At 72.1% G+C, this 16887-nt stretch carries 14 protein-coding genes; 3 read left to right on the top strand and 11 right to left on the bottom strand.

Features of this window, described 5'->3' with window-relative positions; all coding sequences use genetic code 11:
* Position 1 precedes the first annotated feature (1 nt).
* The 8 genes from ACFWVC_RS12885 to ACFWVC_RS12850 form a co-directional block, all read right to left on the bottom strand.
* Positions 2-1231 carry a cytochrome P450 gene (locus ACFWVC_RS12885; protein WP_384283342.1) on the bottom strand — a complete coding sequence of 410 codons (1230 nt, stop codon included), beginning with the start codon at positions 1229-1231 and terminating at the stop codon, positions 2-4.
* Positions 1228-2589 carry an NAD(P)/FAD-dependent oxidoreductase gene (locus ACFWVC_RS12880; protein ID WP_384283723.1) on the bottom strand — a complete coding sequence of 454 codons (1362 nt, stop codon included), beginning with the start codon at positions 2587-2589 and terminating at the stop codon, positions 1228-1230. Before ACFWVC_RS12880 ends, ACFWVC_RS12885 begins: the two co-directional genes overlap by 4 nt.
* 70 nt (positions 2590-2659) lie before the next feature.
* Positions 2660-2884: a ferredoxin gene (locus ACFWVC_RS12875; RefSeq protein WP_319658186.1), complete on the bottom strand. Its 225-nt coding sequence runs from the start codon at positions 2882-2884 to the stop codon at positions 2660-2662.
* Positions 2885-3019: 135 nt separating this feature from the next.
* Positions 3020-3691, bottom strand: coding sequence for an HAD family hydrolase (locus tag ACFWVC_RS12870; RefSeq protein WP_384283335.1), 672 nt, complete (start codon positions 3689-3691; stop codon positions 3020-3022).
* A gap of 24 nt (positions 3692-3715) precedes the next feature.
* Entirely contained in the window at positions 3716-4201 is a 486-nt protein-coding gene (locus ACFWVC_RS12865; protein ID WP_384283331.1) for an Lrp/AsnC family transcriptional regulator, read from the bottom strand.
* A gap of 8 nt (positions 4202-4209) precedes the next feature.
* Positions 4210-6417 (bottom strand): xanthine dehydrogenase family protein molybdopterin-binding subunit, encoded by a 2208-nt coding sequence (locus ACFWVC_RS12860; RefSeq protein ID WP_384283328.1) that lies wholly within the window; start codon positions 6415-6417, stop codon positions 4210-4212.
* The gene (locus ACFWVC_RS12855; RefSeq protein ID WP_384283324.1) at positions 6414-7403 is read right to left on the bottom strand and encodes an FAD binding domain-containing protein; all 990 of its coding nucleotides are present in this window, start codon (positions 7401-7403) and stop codon (positions 6414-6416) included. The genes ACFWVC_RS12860 and ACFWVC_RS12855 overlap by 4 nt, the downstream gene beginning before the upstream one ends.
* Complete coding sequence (locus tag ACFWVC_RS12850; RefSeq protein WP_384283321.1) at positions 7390-7920, bottom strand: (2Fe-2S)-binding protein; 531 nt, start codon at positions 7918-7920, stop codon at positions 7390-7392. The genes ACFWVC_RS12855 and ACFWVC_RS12850 overlap by 14 nt, the downstream gene beginning before the upstream one ends.
* A 502-nt stretch (positions 7921-8422) precedes the next feature.
* Between ACFWVC_RS12850 and ACFWVC_RS12845 the strand changes: the two genes are divergently transcribed.
* Together ACFWVC_RS12845 and ACFWVC_RS12840 are read left to right on the top strand one after the other, a co-directional pair.
* Positions 8423-9646: a nitric oxide synthase oxygenase gene (locus ACFWVC_RS12845; protein WP_384283318.1), complete on the top strand. Its 1224-nt coding sequence runs from the start codon at positions 8423-8425 to the stop codon at positions 9644-9646.
* 78 nt (positions 9647-9724) lie between these two features.
* Positions 9725-10762: a lactonase family protein gene (locus tag ACFWVC_RS12840; protein WP_384283314.1), complete on the top strand. Its 1038-nt coding sequence runs from the start codon at positions 9725-9727 to the stop codon at positions 10760-10762.
* A 111-nt stretch (positions 10763-10873) separates the two neighbouring features.
* On the opposite strand, the gene ACFWVC_RS12835 is transcribed toward ACFWVC_RS12840, so the two are convergent.
* From ACFWVC_RS12835 to ACFWVC_RS12825, 3 genes are all read right to left on the bottom strand, one after another.
* The gene (locus ACFWVC_RS12835; protein WP_384283311.1) at positions 10874-11749 is read right to left on the bottom strand and encodes a sirohydrochlorin chelatase; all 876 of its coding nucleotides are present in this window, start codon (positions 11747-11749) and stop codon (positions 10874-10876) included.
* 127 nt (positions 11750-11876) lie between these two features.
* Entirely contained in the window at positions 11877-12713 is an 837-nt protein-coding gene (locus tag ACFWVC_RS12830; protein ID WP_384283306.1) for a phospholipid scramblase-related protein, read from the bottom strand.
* Positions 12714-12774: 61 nt separating this feature from the next.
* Positions 12775-14283 carry an FAD-dependent monooxygenase gene (locus ACFWVC_RS12825; protein WP_384283304.1) on the bottom strand — a complete coding sequence of 503 codons (1509 nt, stop codon included), beginning with the start codon at positions 14281-14283 and terminating at the stop codon, positions 12775-12777.
* 376 nt (positions 14284-14659) lie between these two features.
* On the opposite strand from ACFWVC_RS12825, the gene ACFWVC_RS12820 reads away from it, so the two are divergent.
* A partial coding sequence (locus tag ACFWVC_RS12820) for a phosphodiester glycosidase family protein (protein WP_384283301.1) occupies positions 14660-16887 on the top strand: 2228 nt, incomplete at its 3' end.

The raw sequence follows: 16887 nt of genomic DNA, 5'->3' as shown, positions 1-16887 counted from the left end.
CTCAGGCACGCACCCCGTCGCACTCGATCCGCAGATGGCGCGGGCCGCGCAGCACGGGACTCGGCCGGTACGGGGGCGGGTCCTCGGCGAGCCGGGGGTTGTCCAGCCGGCGGATCATCGCGGTGAGCGCGATCTGCGTCTCCAGGCGGGCCAGCGGCGCGCCGAAGCAGCTGTGGATGCCGCTGCCGAAACCGAAGTGCTGGTTGTCGGCGCGGGCCGGGTCGAAGTGGTCGGGGTCGGCGAAACGGCCCGGGTCGCGGTTGCCCGCGGCGAGGACCAGGATCAGCGGCGAGCCCTTGGGCACGGTGACGCCCGCGATCTCGATGTCGGTGAGCGGCGTGCGCTGCGGCAGCATGTGCACCGGCGGCTCGAAGCGCAGCAGTTCCTCCACGGCCGAGGGCATCAACTCCGGTTCCCGGCGCAGCCGTTCCAGGGCCTCCGGGTAACGCAGCAGCGTGAGCATCCCGTTGGTGATGAGGTTGACGGTGGTCTCGTGGCCGGCGATGAACAGCAGCACCATGCTGCCGATCAGCTCCATCGGCGCCATCTGCCCGTCCGGGCCGTCGTCGTGGACCAGCCCGGACATCAGGTCCTCGGTGGGGCTGGCGCGGCGCTCCTCCAGCAGCCCCGCCATGTAGACGCCCATCTCGGTGATGGCTTCCTTGCGGGCCTGTTCGTCGTCCTCACTGAAGGTGCTGCCGCGGGTGCGCACACCGGTGGAGGACACGATGCGGTCCGCCCAGGCGCGGAACCGGTGCTCGTCCTCGCGCGGCACGCCCAGCAGCCGGCAGATGACGCTCACGGGCAGCGGATAGGCGAAGTCCTCCACGACGTCGATGCGGCTGCGCCCCTCCAGGGAGTTGAGCAGGCCCTCGGTGACCCGCGCGATCTCGTCGTGCAGGCGCGCGATGCGGTCCGGGGTGTGCGGCGGCCCGAAGGGCCGCATGGCCTGCCGGCGCACCCGGTCGTGGTCCGGCGGGTCCATCCGGATGAAGGACGGCGGCTGCCCCTCGGCCTGGGCCGCCTGCGGGTCGCCGGGCAGACGGTGGCTCAGGTCGGAGCTGATGCGCGGGTCGTGCAGCAGGCCCTTGATCTCGCGGTATGTGCTGACCAGGTACGCGCCGTCCTCCTGGCGCGCCACGGGGGTGCGGCGCAGCTCGGCGTAGAGCGGGTACGGGTCGGCGCGGTTGGCGAAGTCGTTGATCCGCTTCAGGATCGTCTCGTTGGTCATGCGCGGGCCTCCTGGACGGTCGGGGGGACGCGGACCACGCGGCGCTCGTCGGGCAGGTGCCCGGTGACCGCGACCGTGGGGCCGTGCGAGAGCTGGGACGGGTCGGGCACGTCCGCGGCCTGCACCAGGACCTCCTCCGGCCGGTCGAAGGTGCCGGGGTCGGGCGGGAAGGGGGCGGCGGCCTCGATCAGGGTGCGGTAGTAGTCCAGCCAGCGGCTCTGGTTGAAGGAGACCGCGGCGGTGAGCCGGCCCCGGTAGCCGTAGACCGCGACGAAGGAGCGCTTGTCCACCGAGCCCTGCACGACCGCGACCTCGTCGGAGAACGACGGCACGCCGACCGACTTGATGTTCACCCCGAACTGGCTGGACCAGAAGGCCGGGACCGCCAGATGCGGGCGCCGCCGCGGGCCGCAGTTCACCATGTTGTGCGCCGCCACCTCGGCCTGGGCCACCGCGTTGCCCCAGTGCTCCAGGGCCAGCAATTGGTACTCGTACAGCGGGTGGGGGGTCCGAGCCACGTCGCCGGCCACGAACACGTCGTCGGTCACGACCCCGTTGAGGTCGAACGCCCGGCAGCCCGCGTCGCTCGCGAGTCCCTTCGGCCCGGCGCCGAGACCGGAGTCGTGCAGCCACTCGGTGTTGCGGACCGCGCCCAGCGCCACCACCGCCACGTCGCAGTCGAGGACGGAGCCGTCCGACAGACGCGCGGAGCGCAGCCGGCCCTCCTCGTCCCCCACCAGCTCGGTGACGGTGATCCCGCACCGCAGGTCGACGCCGTGCTCGCGCTGCAGGTCCGCGGCGACGGCGGCGATCACCCCGCCGAGCGCCCCGACCAGTGGCGCAGGCCCGCGCTCCGCCACCGTCACCTGGAGGCCGCGTTCCCGGCACACCGAGGCGATCTCCGAGCCGGTGAAGCCGGCGCCGATCACCAGCACCCTGCGCGGTCCGGCGTCCAGGCGTCCCACGAGCTGCCGGGCGTCCTCCATGGTGCGCAGCGTGAACACGCCCTCCAGGGAGGCCTGCGCGGCGTCCGGCCAGGGCCTGGCCCGGACGCCCGTCGCGATCAGCACGCGGTCGTACTCCACATGGCTGCCGTCGCGCAGCAGCACCCGCCGCGCGGCCAGGTCCAGACCGGTGGCCGGGACACCGAGGCGCCAGTGGGCGTCCACCTCGCGCCGGGCGGGCAGCGCGGCGTGATCGGGGGGCATGTGGCCGAGGAGCACGGCCTTGGACATCGGCGGGCGGTCGTAGGGCCGTTCGGCCTCCTCGCCGATGATGGTCAGCGACCCGGTGAAGCCCTCGTCGCGCAGCACCTCGGCGGCCCGCAGCCCGGCGAGCGAGGCACCGACGATCACGATGCGCTCCGGCGGCGGAAGCCGGTCCGTCCGCCCGTCCGTCCGCCCGTCGGCCTTCCGGTCCGTCAGCCGCTCAGTCACGGGAACCCACCCCCGCGGCCACCCGGGCAGGCCCTTCGACGAGGATCGCCTGAACGGGGCAGGCGGCCGCGGCGCGGGACACCCGGTCGTACTCCTCGTCCGAGGGACCCGCGTCGTACAGCAGCGCCTCCTCGCCGTGGAGCTCGAACACGTCGGGCGCGAGGAACGCGCACTGCGCGTATCCCTGGCACCGGTTGAGGTCGACGACAATCTTCACCGTTCCGCCTCCTCCTGCTGCGGGCCGTGGCGGGCGGGGACGGCGACGAGCGCGCGCCCCACACCACCAATAAGGCCGGCGGACCGCGCGCGCCATTCGAGCGACGGGCCGTGGCCGCGCGCCCCGGCTACGCGCTCACGCGGTCAGCCAGGCGTGCACGGCCCGCGCGTCGAAGCCGTGCTGCCCACCGCGGACCAGCAGCCCGGCCGTCGCGAAGGCAGGGTCGTCCGCCTGCGCCGGCAGGTACGGGACCGCCACGCAGCGCATGCCCGCGCGGTGCGCCGCCTCCGCGCCGGGCGGGGCGTCCTCGACGACGACGCAGTCCGCGGGGTCGGCCCCGAGGCGCGCGGCCGCCGCCAGGAAGACGTCGGGCTCCGGCTTGCCCCGCGGGACCTCCTCCGCCGAGACGACCGTGGTCAGCACCGAGCCCAGCCCGGTGCCCGCCAGCACCGCCTCGATCGCCTCCCGCGAGGACCCCGAGGCGACCGCCATCGGGTGCCCCTTCGCGCGCAGCAGGTCGACGAACGCGCGCATCGCGGGGAAGACGTGGGTCGCCTCGCGCGCCAGCCGCAGGTAGAGCCGGTTCTTCGCGTCCAGCAGCTCCTGGACGGAGGCACTGAGCCCGTACTCGGCGCGCAGGGTCTCCAGCGTCTCGCGGGTGCCGATGCCGATGAAGCGCGCGTGCTGCTCCCAGGTGAAGTCGTCGACCCCGTGGGCGGCCAGCAGCCGGCGGCCGGCCTCGAAGTAGTTCGGTTCGCTGTCGACCAGCGTGCCGTCCAGGTCGAAGATCACGGCGGGGAGCGTCATGCCTCCAGCATGCCAAGCCGCCGATCACGGCGTGCGGGCGGCCGCCGCCCTGCCGACCTCCTCCACCAGGGGGAGCAGGCGCTGCGGCACCCGCTCCCGCAGCGCCACCTCGGTGCGGGTGCGGACGACGCCGGGCAGCTGGGCCAGCCGCTGGATGACGTCCTCCAGGTGCGCGGCGTCGCGCGCCACGACGCGGGTCAGCAGATCGCCGCCACCGGTGGTGGAGAAGGCCTCGATGATCTCGGGCACGGCGGCCAGCGCCTTGCCGGTGTCGTCCAGATGCCCCTGGGCGACCTCCAGGTGCACGAAGGCGAGCACGCGGTAGCCCAGGGCCTCGGGGGACAGCCGGGGCTCGTAGCCCGTGATCACCCCGTCGCGTTCCATCCGGTCAAGGCGGGCCTGCAGCGTCCCGCGCGCCATCCCCAGGACGCGGGCGCATTCGCGCACGCTCGTGCGCGGCCGCTCCAGCAGCAGAGCCAGGATGCGGGCGTCCAGCTCGTCGGCGGGCACGGGCCGGCTCAGAGCAGGGCGTCGAGCGTGATCGGCAGCTGGTAGAGGCGCTTTCCGGTGGCGTGGTACACGGCGTTGGCGATCGCGGGCGGGATGCCGACCAGGCCGACCTCGCCCACACCCTTGGTGCCGGTCGGGGTACCGCGGTCCGGTTCGCCGACGAAGGCCACGTCCAGCTCCGGCACGTCGGCGTTCACGGCGAGCAGGTAGTCGGCGAACGTGGCGTTGGCGATGCGCCCGGTGCGCGGGTCGGTGACGGTGTCCTCGAACAGCGCCATGCCGATGCCGCCGACCGTCCCGCCGATGATCTGGCTCCTGGCCGTCGTCGCGTTGAGGATGCGGCCGCCGTCGATCACGGACACCACCCGCGCGACCCGGATGAGCCCGAGGTCCGCGTCGACCCTGACCTCCACGAACTTCGCGCCGTAGGCGCCGGCGAGGGACATGCCCAGGTCGTCGGCGGCCGGCGGGGTACTGCTCCCGGTCGCCGTGAGCTGGGGCAGCCCGTGCCGGGCGAGGATGTCCACGTACGACTCGCCGCGGTCCGGCCGGCCGGCGAGGTGGACCCGGCCGCCGCCGCACTCCATGTCGTCGGGGTTCAGGCCCATCAGGGGCGACTCGGCGTCCTCGCGCGCGAGTTCCGCGAACGAGCGGATCAGCCGCCGGCAGGCGTCGTGGACCGCGTTGCCGAGCGCTCCGGTCAGGCCGGAGCCGCCCGCCATCATCGAGTCGGGCATGTCGGAGTCGCCGAGGTCGAAGCGGACCTTCTCCAGGGGCAGGCCCAGTTCCTGCGCGGACAGCTGGGCCATCACGGTGTACGTGCCGGTGCCGATGTCGGTCGCCGCGCTGCGCACGAAAGCGCTGCCGTCGCGGTTGACCGTGGCCTCGGCCATGCAGGGCGTCGCGAAGTACGGGAACATCGCGCTGGCCATGCCGTAACCGATGAGCCAGTTCCCGTCGCGCATGGAGCGCGGTTCGGGGTTCCGGTCGGACCACCCGAAGCGGCGCGCCCCGACCTCGTAGCACTCCAGGATCGCCTTGCCGGACCAGGGCAGCCCGTTGCGCGGGTCGACGTCGGTGTGGTTGCGCACCCGGAGCTCCAGCGGGTCCATGCCCAGGGAGTACGCCAGTTCGTCCAGGGCCGACTCCACCGCGAAGTTGCCCTGCGCCTCGGCCGGGGCGCGCATGGACGTCGGCATGGCGATGTTGATCCGGGCCTGCCGGTCCTTGGTGGTCACATTGGGACACCGGTAGGCGAAGGCGGTTCCCGAGGTGAACGGCTCGTAGTCGCCGTCCTCCATGCCCAGGGAGATGAGGCTGCGGTGGTCGATGGCGACCAGTTCGCCGTCGCGCGTGGCGCCGAGCTGGAGCGTTTGCACGCTGTGCGGGCGGTGCCCGATGGAGGTGAACATCTGGGGCCGGGTCAGGACCAGCTTGACCGGGCGCTTCAGCATCCGGGCGGCCATGGCGGTGAGGACCACGTGCGGCCACGCGCGCAGCCCGGCGCCGAAGCCGCCGCCGACGTAGGGCACCAGGACCCGTACCGAGCTCTCGGGGATGCCGAAGGCCATGGCGAGGGTGGTGCGCACCATCGAGGGCCACTGGCTGGTGTCGTGGACGGTCAGGGTGTCGCCCTCCCACACGGCCAGGGTGGCGAACAGCCCGAGCGGGTTGTTGGTGTTGTCCGGGGTGGTGTACGTGGCCCGCAGTGTCACCTCGGCGGACTCCAGTGCCGCGGCGGCGTCGCCACGGGAGTGGTCCATGCCCCAGGGGTCGGCCAGTTGCTCGGCACGGGGGTCCTGGAGGTCGAACATGGGCTCCGCGGCCTCGTAGTCGGCCCGCACCAGGCGCGCCGCGGCGCTCGCCTGCTCCGGGGTCTCCGCCACCACGAAGGCGATGTGCTGCCCGTGGTGGATGATCCGGTCGTTCCGCAGCGGGGCCGCCGGCGACGCCCCGAGCACCGTCATCGGTCCCGTCCCGACCTCAAGGGCGTTCTCGTGGGTGAGCACCCCGATCACACCGGGAGCGCTCTCGGCCGCCTCGGTGTGCATGCGGACGATCCGGCCCGCGGCGATCGTGCTCTGCACCAGGGCGCCGTAAGTCTGCCCCGGGACGTTGAAGTCCATCGGGTATGGGGCGCTGCCGGTGACCTTGCGAGGTCCGTCGACCCGGTTGATGCCCGCACCGACCAGTGGCCTGCTCTCGACGGTGCTCATGCCGTCACTCCTGACACTGTCTGAAGTTCGCGGACGAGGGTGCGCCGGGCGAGCGGTACCTTGAACGCCGTGCCCGGGACGGTCCAGGCGTCGCGCATGGTCGCCTCGGCCGCGTCCGTGAAGGTGGCCGTGGTGGCCGGCGCGCCGGTCAGCACGTGCTCCGCCTCGTAGGCCCGCCAGGGTTTCGACCCCACCCCGCCGAGCCCGACCCGCGCCTGGTGGATCGTGCCGCCGTCCAGGACGAGCAGCACCGCGGCCGAGGTGAGGGCGAACTCGTAGCTCATCCGGTCGCGCACCTTGAGGTAGCCCGACAGGGCGGACGGCGGCGGCAGCGGGATCTCGACCTCGGTGATCAGCTCGGCGTGCTCCAGGACGTTCTCGCGCTCGGGGCTCTCGTCGGCGGTGAAGTAGAACTCCGTCAGCGGCACGGTGCGGCGGTCGGTCGGCCCCTGGATGTGCACGACCGCGTCGAGCGCCACCAGGGCGACGGCGAGGTCCGAGGCGTGCAGCGCGATGCACCGCTCGCTCGCGCCGAGCACGGCGTGCATGCGCGCCGCGCCCTCCACCGCGCCGCAACCCGAGCCCGGCGAGCGCTTGTTGCATGCGACGACCGCGGGGTCGCGGAAGTAGCGGCACCGTGTGCGCTGGAGCAGGTTGCCGCCGATGGTGGCCATGTTCCGCAACTGCACCGACGCGCCCATCAGCAGGGCTTCGCGCACCATGGGCAGCCGCTCGGCCACCGTGGCGTCGGCGGCCAGCTCCTCCATGGTGGCGAGCGCCCCCACGTGGAGGGCTTCACCGCGGCGCTCGATGCCGTGCAGGGGGAGCCGGGTGATGTCGATCAGCCGCGGGGGCTCCAGGACCCCGTCCTTCATCAGGTCGAGCTGCGTCGTGCCGCCCGCCAGGCAGGCCGCCGCCGGGTCGTCCGCCAGCAGCCGTACCGCCTCCTGGGTGGCCGTGGCCCGCACGTACTCAAAGGTGCGCATCGTGACCTCCCGCGGACGCCGCGTCGCGTATCGCGGCCACGATGTTGGGATAGGCACCGCAGCGGCACAGGTTGCCGCTCATGAACTCGCGGATCTCCTCGTCGGAGCCGGTCCGGCCCTCGGCCGCCAGCGCCACCGCGGACATGATCTGGCCCGGAGTGCAGAAGCCGCACTGGAAGCCGTCGTGGTCCATGAACGCCTGCTGCACCGGGTGCGGCCCGTCCGCGCCGGCGATGCCCTCGATGGTGGTGACCGCCCGGCCCTCGGCCTGGGCGGCCAGGGTCAGACAGGACAGCACTCTCCTGCCGTCCAGGTGGACCGTGCACGCGCCGCAGGCGCCCTGGTCGCAACCCTTCTTCGTGCCCACCAGGCCCAGCCGGTCCCGCAGGGCGTCCAGCAGCGTCACCCGGGTGTCCAGGCGCAGGGTGTACGACCGGCCGTTGACGTCGAGTGTCACGACCTGCTCGATGATCGCGGGACGGTCGTCCACGTCCCGCTTGCTCGCCACGTCCCTCATCGCGTCCTCCTCCGGACGGGTCGGATACGACTCGAGCCCCTTCCGGGGCGGATCCGGTGAGTAGGTTCGTCTGGCGTTGTGAAGGCGGCAAATAACCGCTGTGTCTCGGTATGCCCGCATTTCTTGTCAATATACGCCGAATGGGTGTTCCGGCATGGGCCACCGGTCCGGCGCACCATCGTCCCGGTCCGGCCCGTGCGCCGCAGACGCATCGACACGCACTGCTGTCGAGTGATGACACAAGGCAATCACCCGCAGCCCCGCGCGTAGTCAATCCGCGCCGTTTCGCGTCGTATCCACCCCGGGAAGACGGGATGGAACGTTCCGGCTTCGCAGTAGACCGGTTCCATCTCACGTCCGATACGCGGGCCGTCACGGGACACGGCCCGCGCGGGAACCGTCTTTGGGGGTACGTGGCGTGCTGGGGTTTCTGCGCCGTGCAGGAGGAACGAATCAGCGGACGTCGGCGGGGGCTGGCCGCGCCCCCGCCGAAGTGCAGCACATGCGGATGGAGGAACCGGAGGCGGCGACGGGAGGGTGCCCGGCCGGGCACCCCGCGCCGGGGGACGAGCAGCCGGCGGGGGAGCGGGACGAGGACGGCGGAACGGGTAAGGACGCCGACATACGGGCCCGGGCCGCGGACTTCGTGCGGCTGTTCCACGCGGAGTTCCCCGCGGCGGGGGACCCGGGGGGCAGGCTGGCCGCGGTGCTCGCCGAGATCGAGGAGACGGGCACGTACCGGCACACGCGCGAGGAACTGGTCTTTGGCGCCCGCGTGGCCTGGCGGAACAACACCCGCTGCATAGGCCGGCTGTACTGGAACTCCCTGCAGGTGCGCGACCGGCGCCACGTCACGACCGCGGAAGGCGTCGCCTCGGAGGCCGTGGCCCATCTGCGGGCCGCCACCAACGAGGGCCGCATACGCCCCCTCATCACCGTCTTCGCCCCGGATTCCCCCGAGCGGCAGGGCCCGCGGATCTGGAACGAGCAGTTGATCCGCTACGCGGGCCACCGCGCGCCGGACGGCACCGTGGTCGGCGATCCGCTCAACACCGGCATCACCGAGGCGGCCGTGCGCCTCGGCTGGTCGGGCGGCGCCGGCACGCCCTTCGACGTACTGCCGCTCATCGTCCAGGGCGCCGGCGGCGGGCAGCCGCGATGCTTCGGGCTGCCGGACGAGGCGGTGTTCGAAGTCCCCATCGTACACCCGGAGTTCGACTGGCTCGCGGACTGGGGGCTGCGCTGGCACGCGGTGCCGGCGATCTCCTGCATGTGCCTGGAGATCGGCGGCGTCTGCTATCCCGCCGCGCCCTTCAACGGCTGGTACATGGGCACCGAGATCGGTGCCCGCAACCTCGCCGACACCGACCGCTACGACCTGCTCCCGCGCGTCGCGCAGGCGCTCGGCCTGGACACGGCCCGGGACCGCACGCTGTGGCGCGACCGGGCCCTGGTCGAGCTGAACCGCGCGGTGCTGCACTCCTTCGACCTCGCGGGCGCCACCGTCACCGACCACCACACCGAGTCCCGCCGCTTCCTCGCCCACATCGACCGCGAGGAGCGCAGGGGCCGTACCGTGCCCGCCGACTGGTCGTGGATCGTGCCGCCGATGTCGGGATCGGCGACCGGCGTGTTCCACCGCTACTACGAGACCGGGGAACGGACCCCGGCGTACGTCCACCATCCGCAGGCGCTCGCCCTCGCCCGCGGCGAAGCGATGGTGTGACGGGGGCACCGGGAGCGGTTTCCGGCCACTGCGTTACTCTCAGCCGCCGTACGTACAACCAGTGGAAGAGGTACGGCAGTGGCCGGGCACGTTTACATCGGGTCGTTCACCTCGGCGGGCGGCAAAGGGCTGACCACCGCGGCCGTCGACCCCGACTCGGGAGCGCTGACCGCGCTGCATGCCGACGCCGCGGTGGACGACCCGTCCTTCCTCGTCATCTCCGAGGACCGCACGCGCCTCTACACGGTGGTCGAGCACCCGCAGAACGGCGCCGCGGCCGCGTACTCGCTGAGCGACCCCGCGCACCCCGAACTCCTCGGCGCGGCCGTGCCGGTGGGCGGCGGCTCGCCGACCCACCTGTGCCTGCACCAGGGCCACCTGCTGACCGCCAACTACGGCACCGGCACGATCAGCGTGCTGCCCGTCGACGGCGAGGGGGCGCTCGGCGCGACCCGGCACGTGATGGAGCACGAGGGCGACGGCCCCGACCCGGACCGGCAGACCGGCCCGCACGCCCACATGGTGCTGCCGGACCCGGCCGGCCGCTGGGTACTCACCGTGGACCTCGGCACCGACTCGGTGCGGGTGTGCGAACTCGACGCCGCCACGGGCGAGCTGGAGATCGAGCGGGAGATGGGCCTGCGGTCCGGCAGTGGTCCGCGCCACCTGACGTTCCATCCGCGCGGCGACCGCGCCTACATCATGAACGAGCTGGCCTCCGTCGTGACCGTCTGTCACTGGGACGCCGAGGTGGGACGGCTGAAGCCGATCGCGGAGGTCTCCGTACTGCCCGAGGACGCCACGGGACCCAACTACCCCTCCGAGCTGGTCGTCTCGCCCGACGGCCGCTTCGCGTGGGCCGCCAACCGGGGCCACAACAGCATCGCCGTGCTCTCCCTCGACGACAGCGGCGACACGCTCGAACTGCTGGAGACGGTCGACTGCGGGGGCGACTGGCCCCGCCACCTGACCCTCGACCCGGCGGGCACGCGGCTGTACGCCGCCAACGAACGCTCGGGCGACGTCAGCTGGTTCGACGTGGACCCGGCCACCGGCACGCCCAAGCTCGCCGGCTCGCTGCCCGTTCCCGCCGCCTCCTGCGTCGTCTTCGGCTGACGGCCCCCGGCCCGTAGACGTCCGAGACGTCCGCGACACGAAGAACGGCGTGGTGGTGCCGCCCCGGAGCCCGGGGCGACGCCACCACGCCGTCGTCGTACGCGTATGCCGTCAGGGCATCGGGGCGCCCTCCGGCGACTGGGGGATGCCCAGGGCGGTCGTGTACTTGGCCACCACGAGCTTGCCGATCGCCGGGTAGGGGCCGAGCGCGTCGGCGGCCGAGCAGCCGGCCTCCTTGCCCGCGTCGTGCAGCACCTCGGGGGCCACCTCCGGGCCGACCACGTACGGCGCCAGGGCCAGGGTCAGCGAGCCGGAGGAACGCAGCTGGTCGGCGGCCTCGGCGATCGAGCCCTCGATGTCCAGAGCGGCGGGCAGCACCGGCACGGCGAGCCGCGCGGCGAGCAGCAGACCGGTCACCCCGGCGGCCTGGACCGCCTCCTCGCCGCCCACGGTGGCCAGGATGATGCCGTCGGCCGCCGTGGCGACCGTGAACAGCCGGGCGCGGTCGGCACGCGCCAGATTCGCCTCGGACAGGCGCACGTGCAGCGCCTCGGCCAGCAGGGGGTGCGGGCCGAGCACATCGGTGACCTCGGCCGCGGAGCGGCTGTCCATCACGGCCTGCCGCAGCCGGCGCATCACCGAGGGCTCCGGGCCTGCCAGCAGCGGGACCACGATCGCCGCGGGCGAGTCGGTGCCGCGCTCGGTGGCCGCCTGGGCCAGCACGGACTCCAGCGAGGGGTACTCATCGCCGTCACCGTCGACGTAGCCGACGCGGGGGTCGAGACCGGCCAGCTCGATGCGCGCGATGCTGACGATCTCCTCAGCCAGGCTGCGTATCGCGGGGGAAGGCGTACCGGGCACGGCAAGGACCAGCGCGGGGGCGCCCTCGGGCGTGGTCAGCGTTTCCGGTCGCCGGTGCCGCCCGGGCTGGCGGGGGCGCGGCATTCGAACGGGCAGGCCGGGTGCGGGGCCTTCGGCAGTGCTCATGGCGAGGCATGCTAGTGCCTTCGCGCGCGCTGTTGTTCGGGAGGGTCCTTCGCAGGGGTCACCTGTCCGGTTCTGTCCCGATACGGTGCCGGCTCCGCGCGGCCCGGCACCGTATCGCGGGCACCGGTCAGCCCAGTCCGCGCGAGTCCTGCTTGAGCGCGGTGTCGACCGTGAGCGCCGAGGCGACGACCATGCTGAGCAGGGGTTCCGGCAGTTGGCGGTGGATCTGCAGCACGTAGTTGTCGGCCGTGGTGAACATCGTCTTCGCCAGGCCCTCCCACGTCTTGGTGATGCGGGCCACCTCGGTCCCGGCGTGGTCGACGATCGCGAAGTTCCAGGCCCGCCAGTTCTCCGCCTTGATGGCGCCGATCTTCTGGCCGTTCACCTCGAACGCGAAGTTGATCTTGCCGATGGCGTTCTGCTGGACGATCTCGCCGAGCGTCGTGCCGTCCGGGCGCTGCACGACGACCTTCGACTTGATGAACTTCGCCGGCCGGGTGAGCAGCAGCTGCGGCTGCCCGTGCGCGTCGCGCACCTCCAGGCGGACCGACAGGAACTGGTCGACGCTGGAGACGAAGCGCAGCACCTTGCGCGCGGTGCTCTGGCCGACCTGGATCACCGAGCCGAGCCGGCCGCCGTTCTGGTCGAACACGCTGTACTCGTTGTTCAGCTCGATGAGCTTGGCCTTCTGGTTGACCACGAGGACCGGCTCGCTGAACAGGGTGCCGCCGCCCGCGGCGCCCGCGGCGAGGCCCGCCTGCTGCTGCACCTGCCGCTGGATGCGCGAGGGATCGTGGCCGCCGTCGACCCCCAGCTCCCAGGGGTTCTCCTTGGTGGGCGCGGGGGGCTGCTGCCCCGCGTGGGTGTGCTCCGTCCACTGGGATCCGTCCCAGTAGCGCAGCAGATTCTGACCGCCGTGCGGGTCCGTGTACCAGCCCGCCGGCGTGTTCGATTGCGTCGTCACCCGGGCAGGGTAACGGCTGCCACCGTCAGGACAGTTGCCGGTCCGCCGTTGCGGTGCCGGTTCATCGCCCAGGTGTGCCGGTCCGCCGGACCGCGGCGACCGCGTCCGTCGCGGCAGCCGTGAGCGTCGCGCCGTCGCGGGTCTGCGAGGCCCAGGCGACGTGGCCGTCCGGACGGATCAGCGCGGCGCGGAGCCGGTCCCACTCCGGCCGGGCGCCACCGGGCTCGTCCGTGACCACCGTCAGTACCTGAGGCCGGGGCGCGGTGGCCGGGAGGAAGGACGCGGCCTCCGCGTCCGCCTTCGAGGCCATGAGCAGGACGTACCGGTCGGGGGCGAGAACCGAGAAGAGCCCCCTGCCGTCGGAGAGCCGGAGGTCCGGGGCCCGGTGGCCGACGAGCGGATGGGGCTCTCCGCCCGGCGGATAGGCGACGGCGAGCCCGGACATCTCCATCGCCAGCGACGAGGAGAACGCGGGCACGTCGGCTATGGCCCGGTTCAGCACCGCCCGCAGGGACAGCAGATCCGGTCTGAAGTCGGTCATGAGCGACGTCTGCGCGCGGACGAGTTCCATCAGGGAGACACCGGCCGCGTGGCGTTCGTCGTGGTAGGTCTCCAGCAGACCGTCCGGCGCCCAGTCCCGCAGCGTGGCCGCGAGCTTCCACCCCAGGTTCCAGGCGTCCTGGAGACCGACGTTCAAGCCCAGGCCGCCGACGGGGAAGATGCGGTGAGCGGCGTCCCCGGCCAGAAGGACGCGCCCGCACCGGTAGCGCTCCGCGAGCCGGTTGGCCGATCCCGTCCGCGACACCCAGAGGGGATCGCGGAGGCCGAAGTCCGAGCCGGCTATGGCCGCCAGGCGGACGCGCAGCTCCTCCGCCCCGGCATGTTCCGTCCAGTCGTCCTCGCCCTCCTCGCCCGCGTTGACCCCGCCGACGCGGTGGACGCCGTTGCCCATGGGCACGATGAGTGCCTGGCCCGCGGCGCTGTTCCGCTGGAAGTACGGAACGTCGGGCGGGTCGTCGAGGGTGACGTCGGCGATCCAGGTGTACGCGGTGGAGTCCGTCCCAGGGAAGCCGATACCGACGGCCTTGCGGACCTCGCTCGCGGCGCCGTCGCACCCGACCAGGTAGTCGGCCTCCAGCGTGTACTGCCCGCCCGCGGTCTCCACACGGGCCACCACCGAATCGGCATCCTGCGTCAGGCCGGCGAAGCAGTGTCCACGCCTGATGTCCACGCCCAGCCTCAGGGCGTGCTGCTCGAGCAGTTCCTCCACCCTCGGCTGCCCCAGTACGAGGATGTGGGGGAAGGGGGTGTCCAGCGTGCTGAAGTCGACGCGGCGGTCTAGCAGGCCGAAATGGGAGTTCGGGATCTTCCTGCCCTCGTCGAGGAAGAGGTGGCCGATTCCGCGCGACGCCCAGATCTCCATGGTCCGCGGGTGGATCGTGAACCCCTTCGAATGGGGAAAACGCTCCTCGCGCTTCTCGACGACCGTCACGTCGACGCCCGCCATGCACAGCTCCGCCGCCAGCCACAGGCCCGTGGGCCCGGCACCGACGACAACGGCCTCTCCCATGCGTTCCTCCGCCGAAGAGTGATTCCATGGGCGCGGCCGGTCGATCCGAGCCCCCGAAGTGGCCTGTCGGCGGGGACAGTAACAGAGACGTGCCGCCGGGCCGGCCGGTGGGGTGATGTCAACTCCCACTCATTACACATATGTTGAATGGCCTGGCCATGCAGAACGCTTTTCGTCACCGTCTCTGACGGAGCATCAGGCCGTGGACCGGTGACCCAAGCTCACAGCCAGGGTTCACTGCCCGATCGTGAAGATGTCATGTGCACTCTTCACTGGATCTCTCTAATCGGGTCCGCACCCATGATCGACATGGGCGTAGCGGAGGCGTTGCCTCCGTGTCCCTTCAGGACCCGAGGTTTCCATGAAAATGATGGTCTTGAACCATCGGCGTGCAAGGCCACTGCTCGTGGTGCTCGCCACGGCGACCGCGCTGGCGGCCGCGCCTGCCGTGGCGTACGCGGACAGCAGCCGGCCCGCGCCCGTCACCGGCGGCATCCCGCTGATCAACACGTCCGAGAAGATCGGTCCGGGGATCGGCCTGCAGCACGTGAAGGCGGTCGACCAGAAGGGCTGGTACGACGCGCAGTTCCTGACCGTCGACCTGTCCAACAGCGCGGTCGGCACGGATCTGCTCAGCTCCGGACCGGTCGCCTCCGGCGGGCCGCTCAGCACGGCCGTCAACCAGGCCGGCGCCGTCGCGGGCGTGAACGGCGACTTCTTCGACATCGGCAACTCCAACGCGGCGCTCGGCGGCGAGGTCCAGAACGGACAGCTCGTCAAGACCGCCGACATCTCCGGCGGCCGCAAGCACGTCGGTGTCAGCAAGGACGGCGTCGCCCAGCTCGTGGACCTGACCGTCAACACGACGGCGAAGTTCGCTGGCGCGGACCACAAAGTCCTGTCGATCAACGCCGCGAACGGCGGCGGCATCCCCGTCGACGGCATGGTCGCGTTCACGCCCGCGTGGGGCACCTACAGCCGCAACAGCGGCCTGACGGCCGTCGCCAACGACCAGATCGCCGAGGTCCTGGTCAAGAACGGCACGGTCGTGTCGGTCACCCCCAACGGTCCCGCGGGCTCTGGAGCGATCCCGGACGACGCCTTCGTGCTCGTCGGCCGCGGCGCCTCGGCGGCCGCGATCCGCGCGCTGCAGCCCGGCGACCCGGCGGAACTCAGCTACTCGCTCGCTGACAACGTTGCCAAGACGATGCAGTTCGCGATCGGTCACGGTGGCACCATCGTCACCGGCGGTCAGCCCGTCAAGGGCCTCGACCCGTCGATCGCCCCGCGCACCGCGCTCGGCTTCAAGGACGGCGGCAAGACGCTCGTCCTCGCCACCTGGGACGGCCCGGGCGGCACCGGCAAGGGCGGCATCGGGATCGACAAGGAAGCCCGTGACCTCGCCGCGATGGGCGTGGAGACCGCGGTCAACCTCGACGGCGGCGGCTCGTCCACCATGGTCGCCCGCGGGCTGGGCGACGACGACGCGACCGTCCGCAACGTCCCGTCCGACGGCCACGAGCGCAACGACCCCAACGGCGTCGGCGTGTTCGTCGCGAAGGGCGACGGCAAGCTGCACCAGCTCGTCGTCAAGCCCGCGCCCGGTGCGGCGTCGGCCGACGGCGATGTGAAGGTCTTCCCGGGGCTGCACCGCGTGCTTTCCGCGGCGGGTGTCGACAACCACCAGACGCCGGTGACGGTGGACTCCGACTCCGTGCAGTGGTCCGCGCGTGAGGCGACCGTCGAGGGCGACACGCTCACGGCGCCCCAGGCGCACGGCCCGGTCACGGTCGACGCGACCGCGGGTGACGTGCAGGCGCACGGGACGGTCTCCGTCCTCGGCCCGCTGACCAGCGTCGAGCCGTCCTCCCAGCTCCTGTCGATCGCCTCCGCGACGCCCGACGACGCGACCACCGTCTCGGTGACCGGCCGCGACGGCGAGGGTTACACGGCCCCGATCGACCCGCAGGACCTCTCGCTGGACTACGACCACGATGTCGTGGACATCAAGTCCGTGGGCGGCAAGCTGCGGATCACCCCGCTCGCCAACGCGAGCACGATCCTGAAGATCTCGGTCGATGGTGTGTCGGCGCAGCTGCCGATCACGATCGGCGTGCAGACCAAGACGGTCTACGACTTCGACGACGACGTGCTGGCCCGCTGGCGCAACAACAGCACCGCGGCCACGACGTTCTCCAAGGCCCCCGAGGGCCTGCGGATCGACTTCAACGCGATGCGCAACGTCGGCATCACCTCGGCGTCGTCGGCCCAGCGCGTCTCGGTGCCCGGCCAGCCGCTGCGCCTGCGGGTGCGGCTCAAGTCCAGCATCAGCGTGCCCAGCGGCCTCACCTACATCGCGTACACGGACTCGGCCGGCAAGAGCAACGGCATCTACGGCACCGGCCTGAATGCCGGCAGTGACTGGCAGTATGCGACGTTCCAGGTCCCGGCGGGCACGAAGTTCCCGATCGCGATCTCGGGTTTCCAGGGGATCAACACCAGCGTCTCGCAGCAGAAGGCGGGCACGTTCGTCCTGGACCGTATCGAGGCCGACGTCCCCACCTCGATGGACCTGCCGGCTCAGGCCGATCTGACCCCCGACCC

Origin of the sequence: Streptomyces sp. NPDC058691, from assembly GCF_042714775.1 — a bacterium.
Taxonomy (GTDB): Bacteria; Actinomycetota; Actinomycetes; order Streptomycetales; family Streptomycetaceae; genus Actinacidiphila.
Note: the sequence above shows the minus strand (reverse complement) of the source record. Positions and strands in the feature narration are given on the sequence as shown.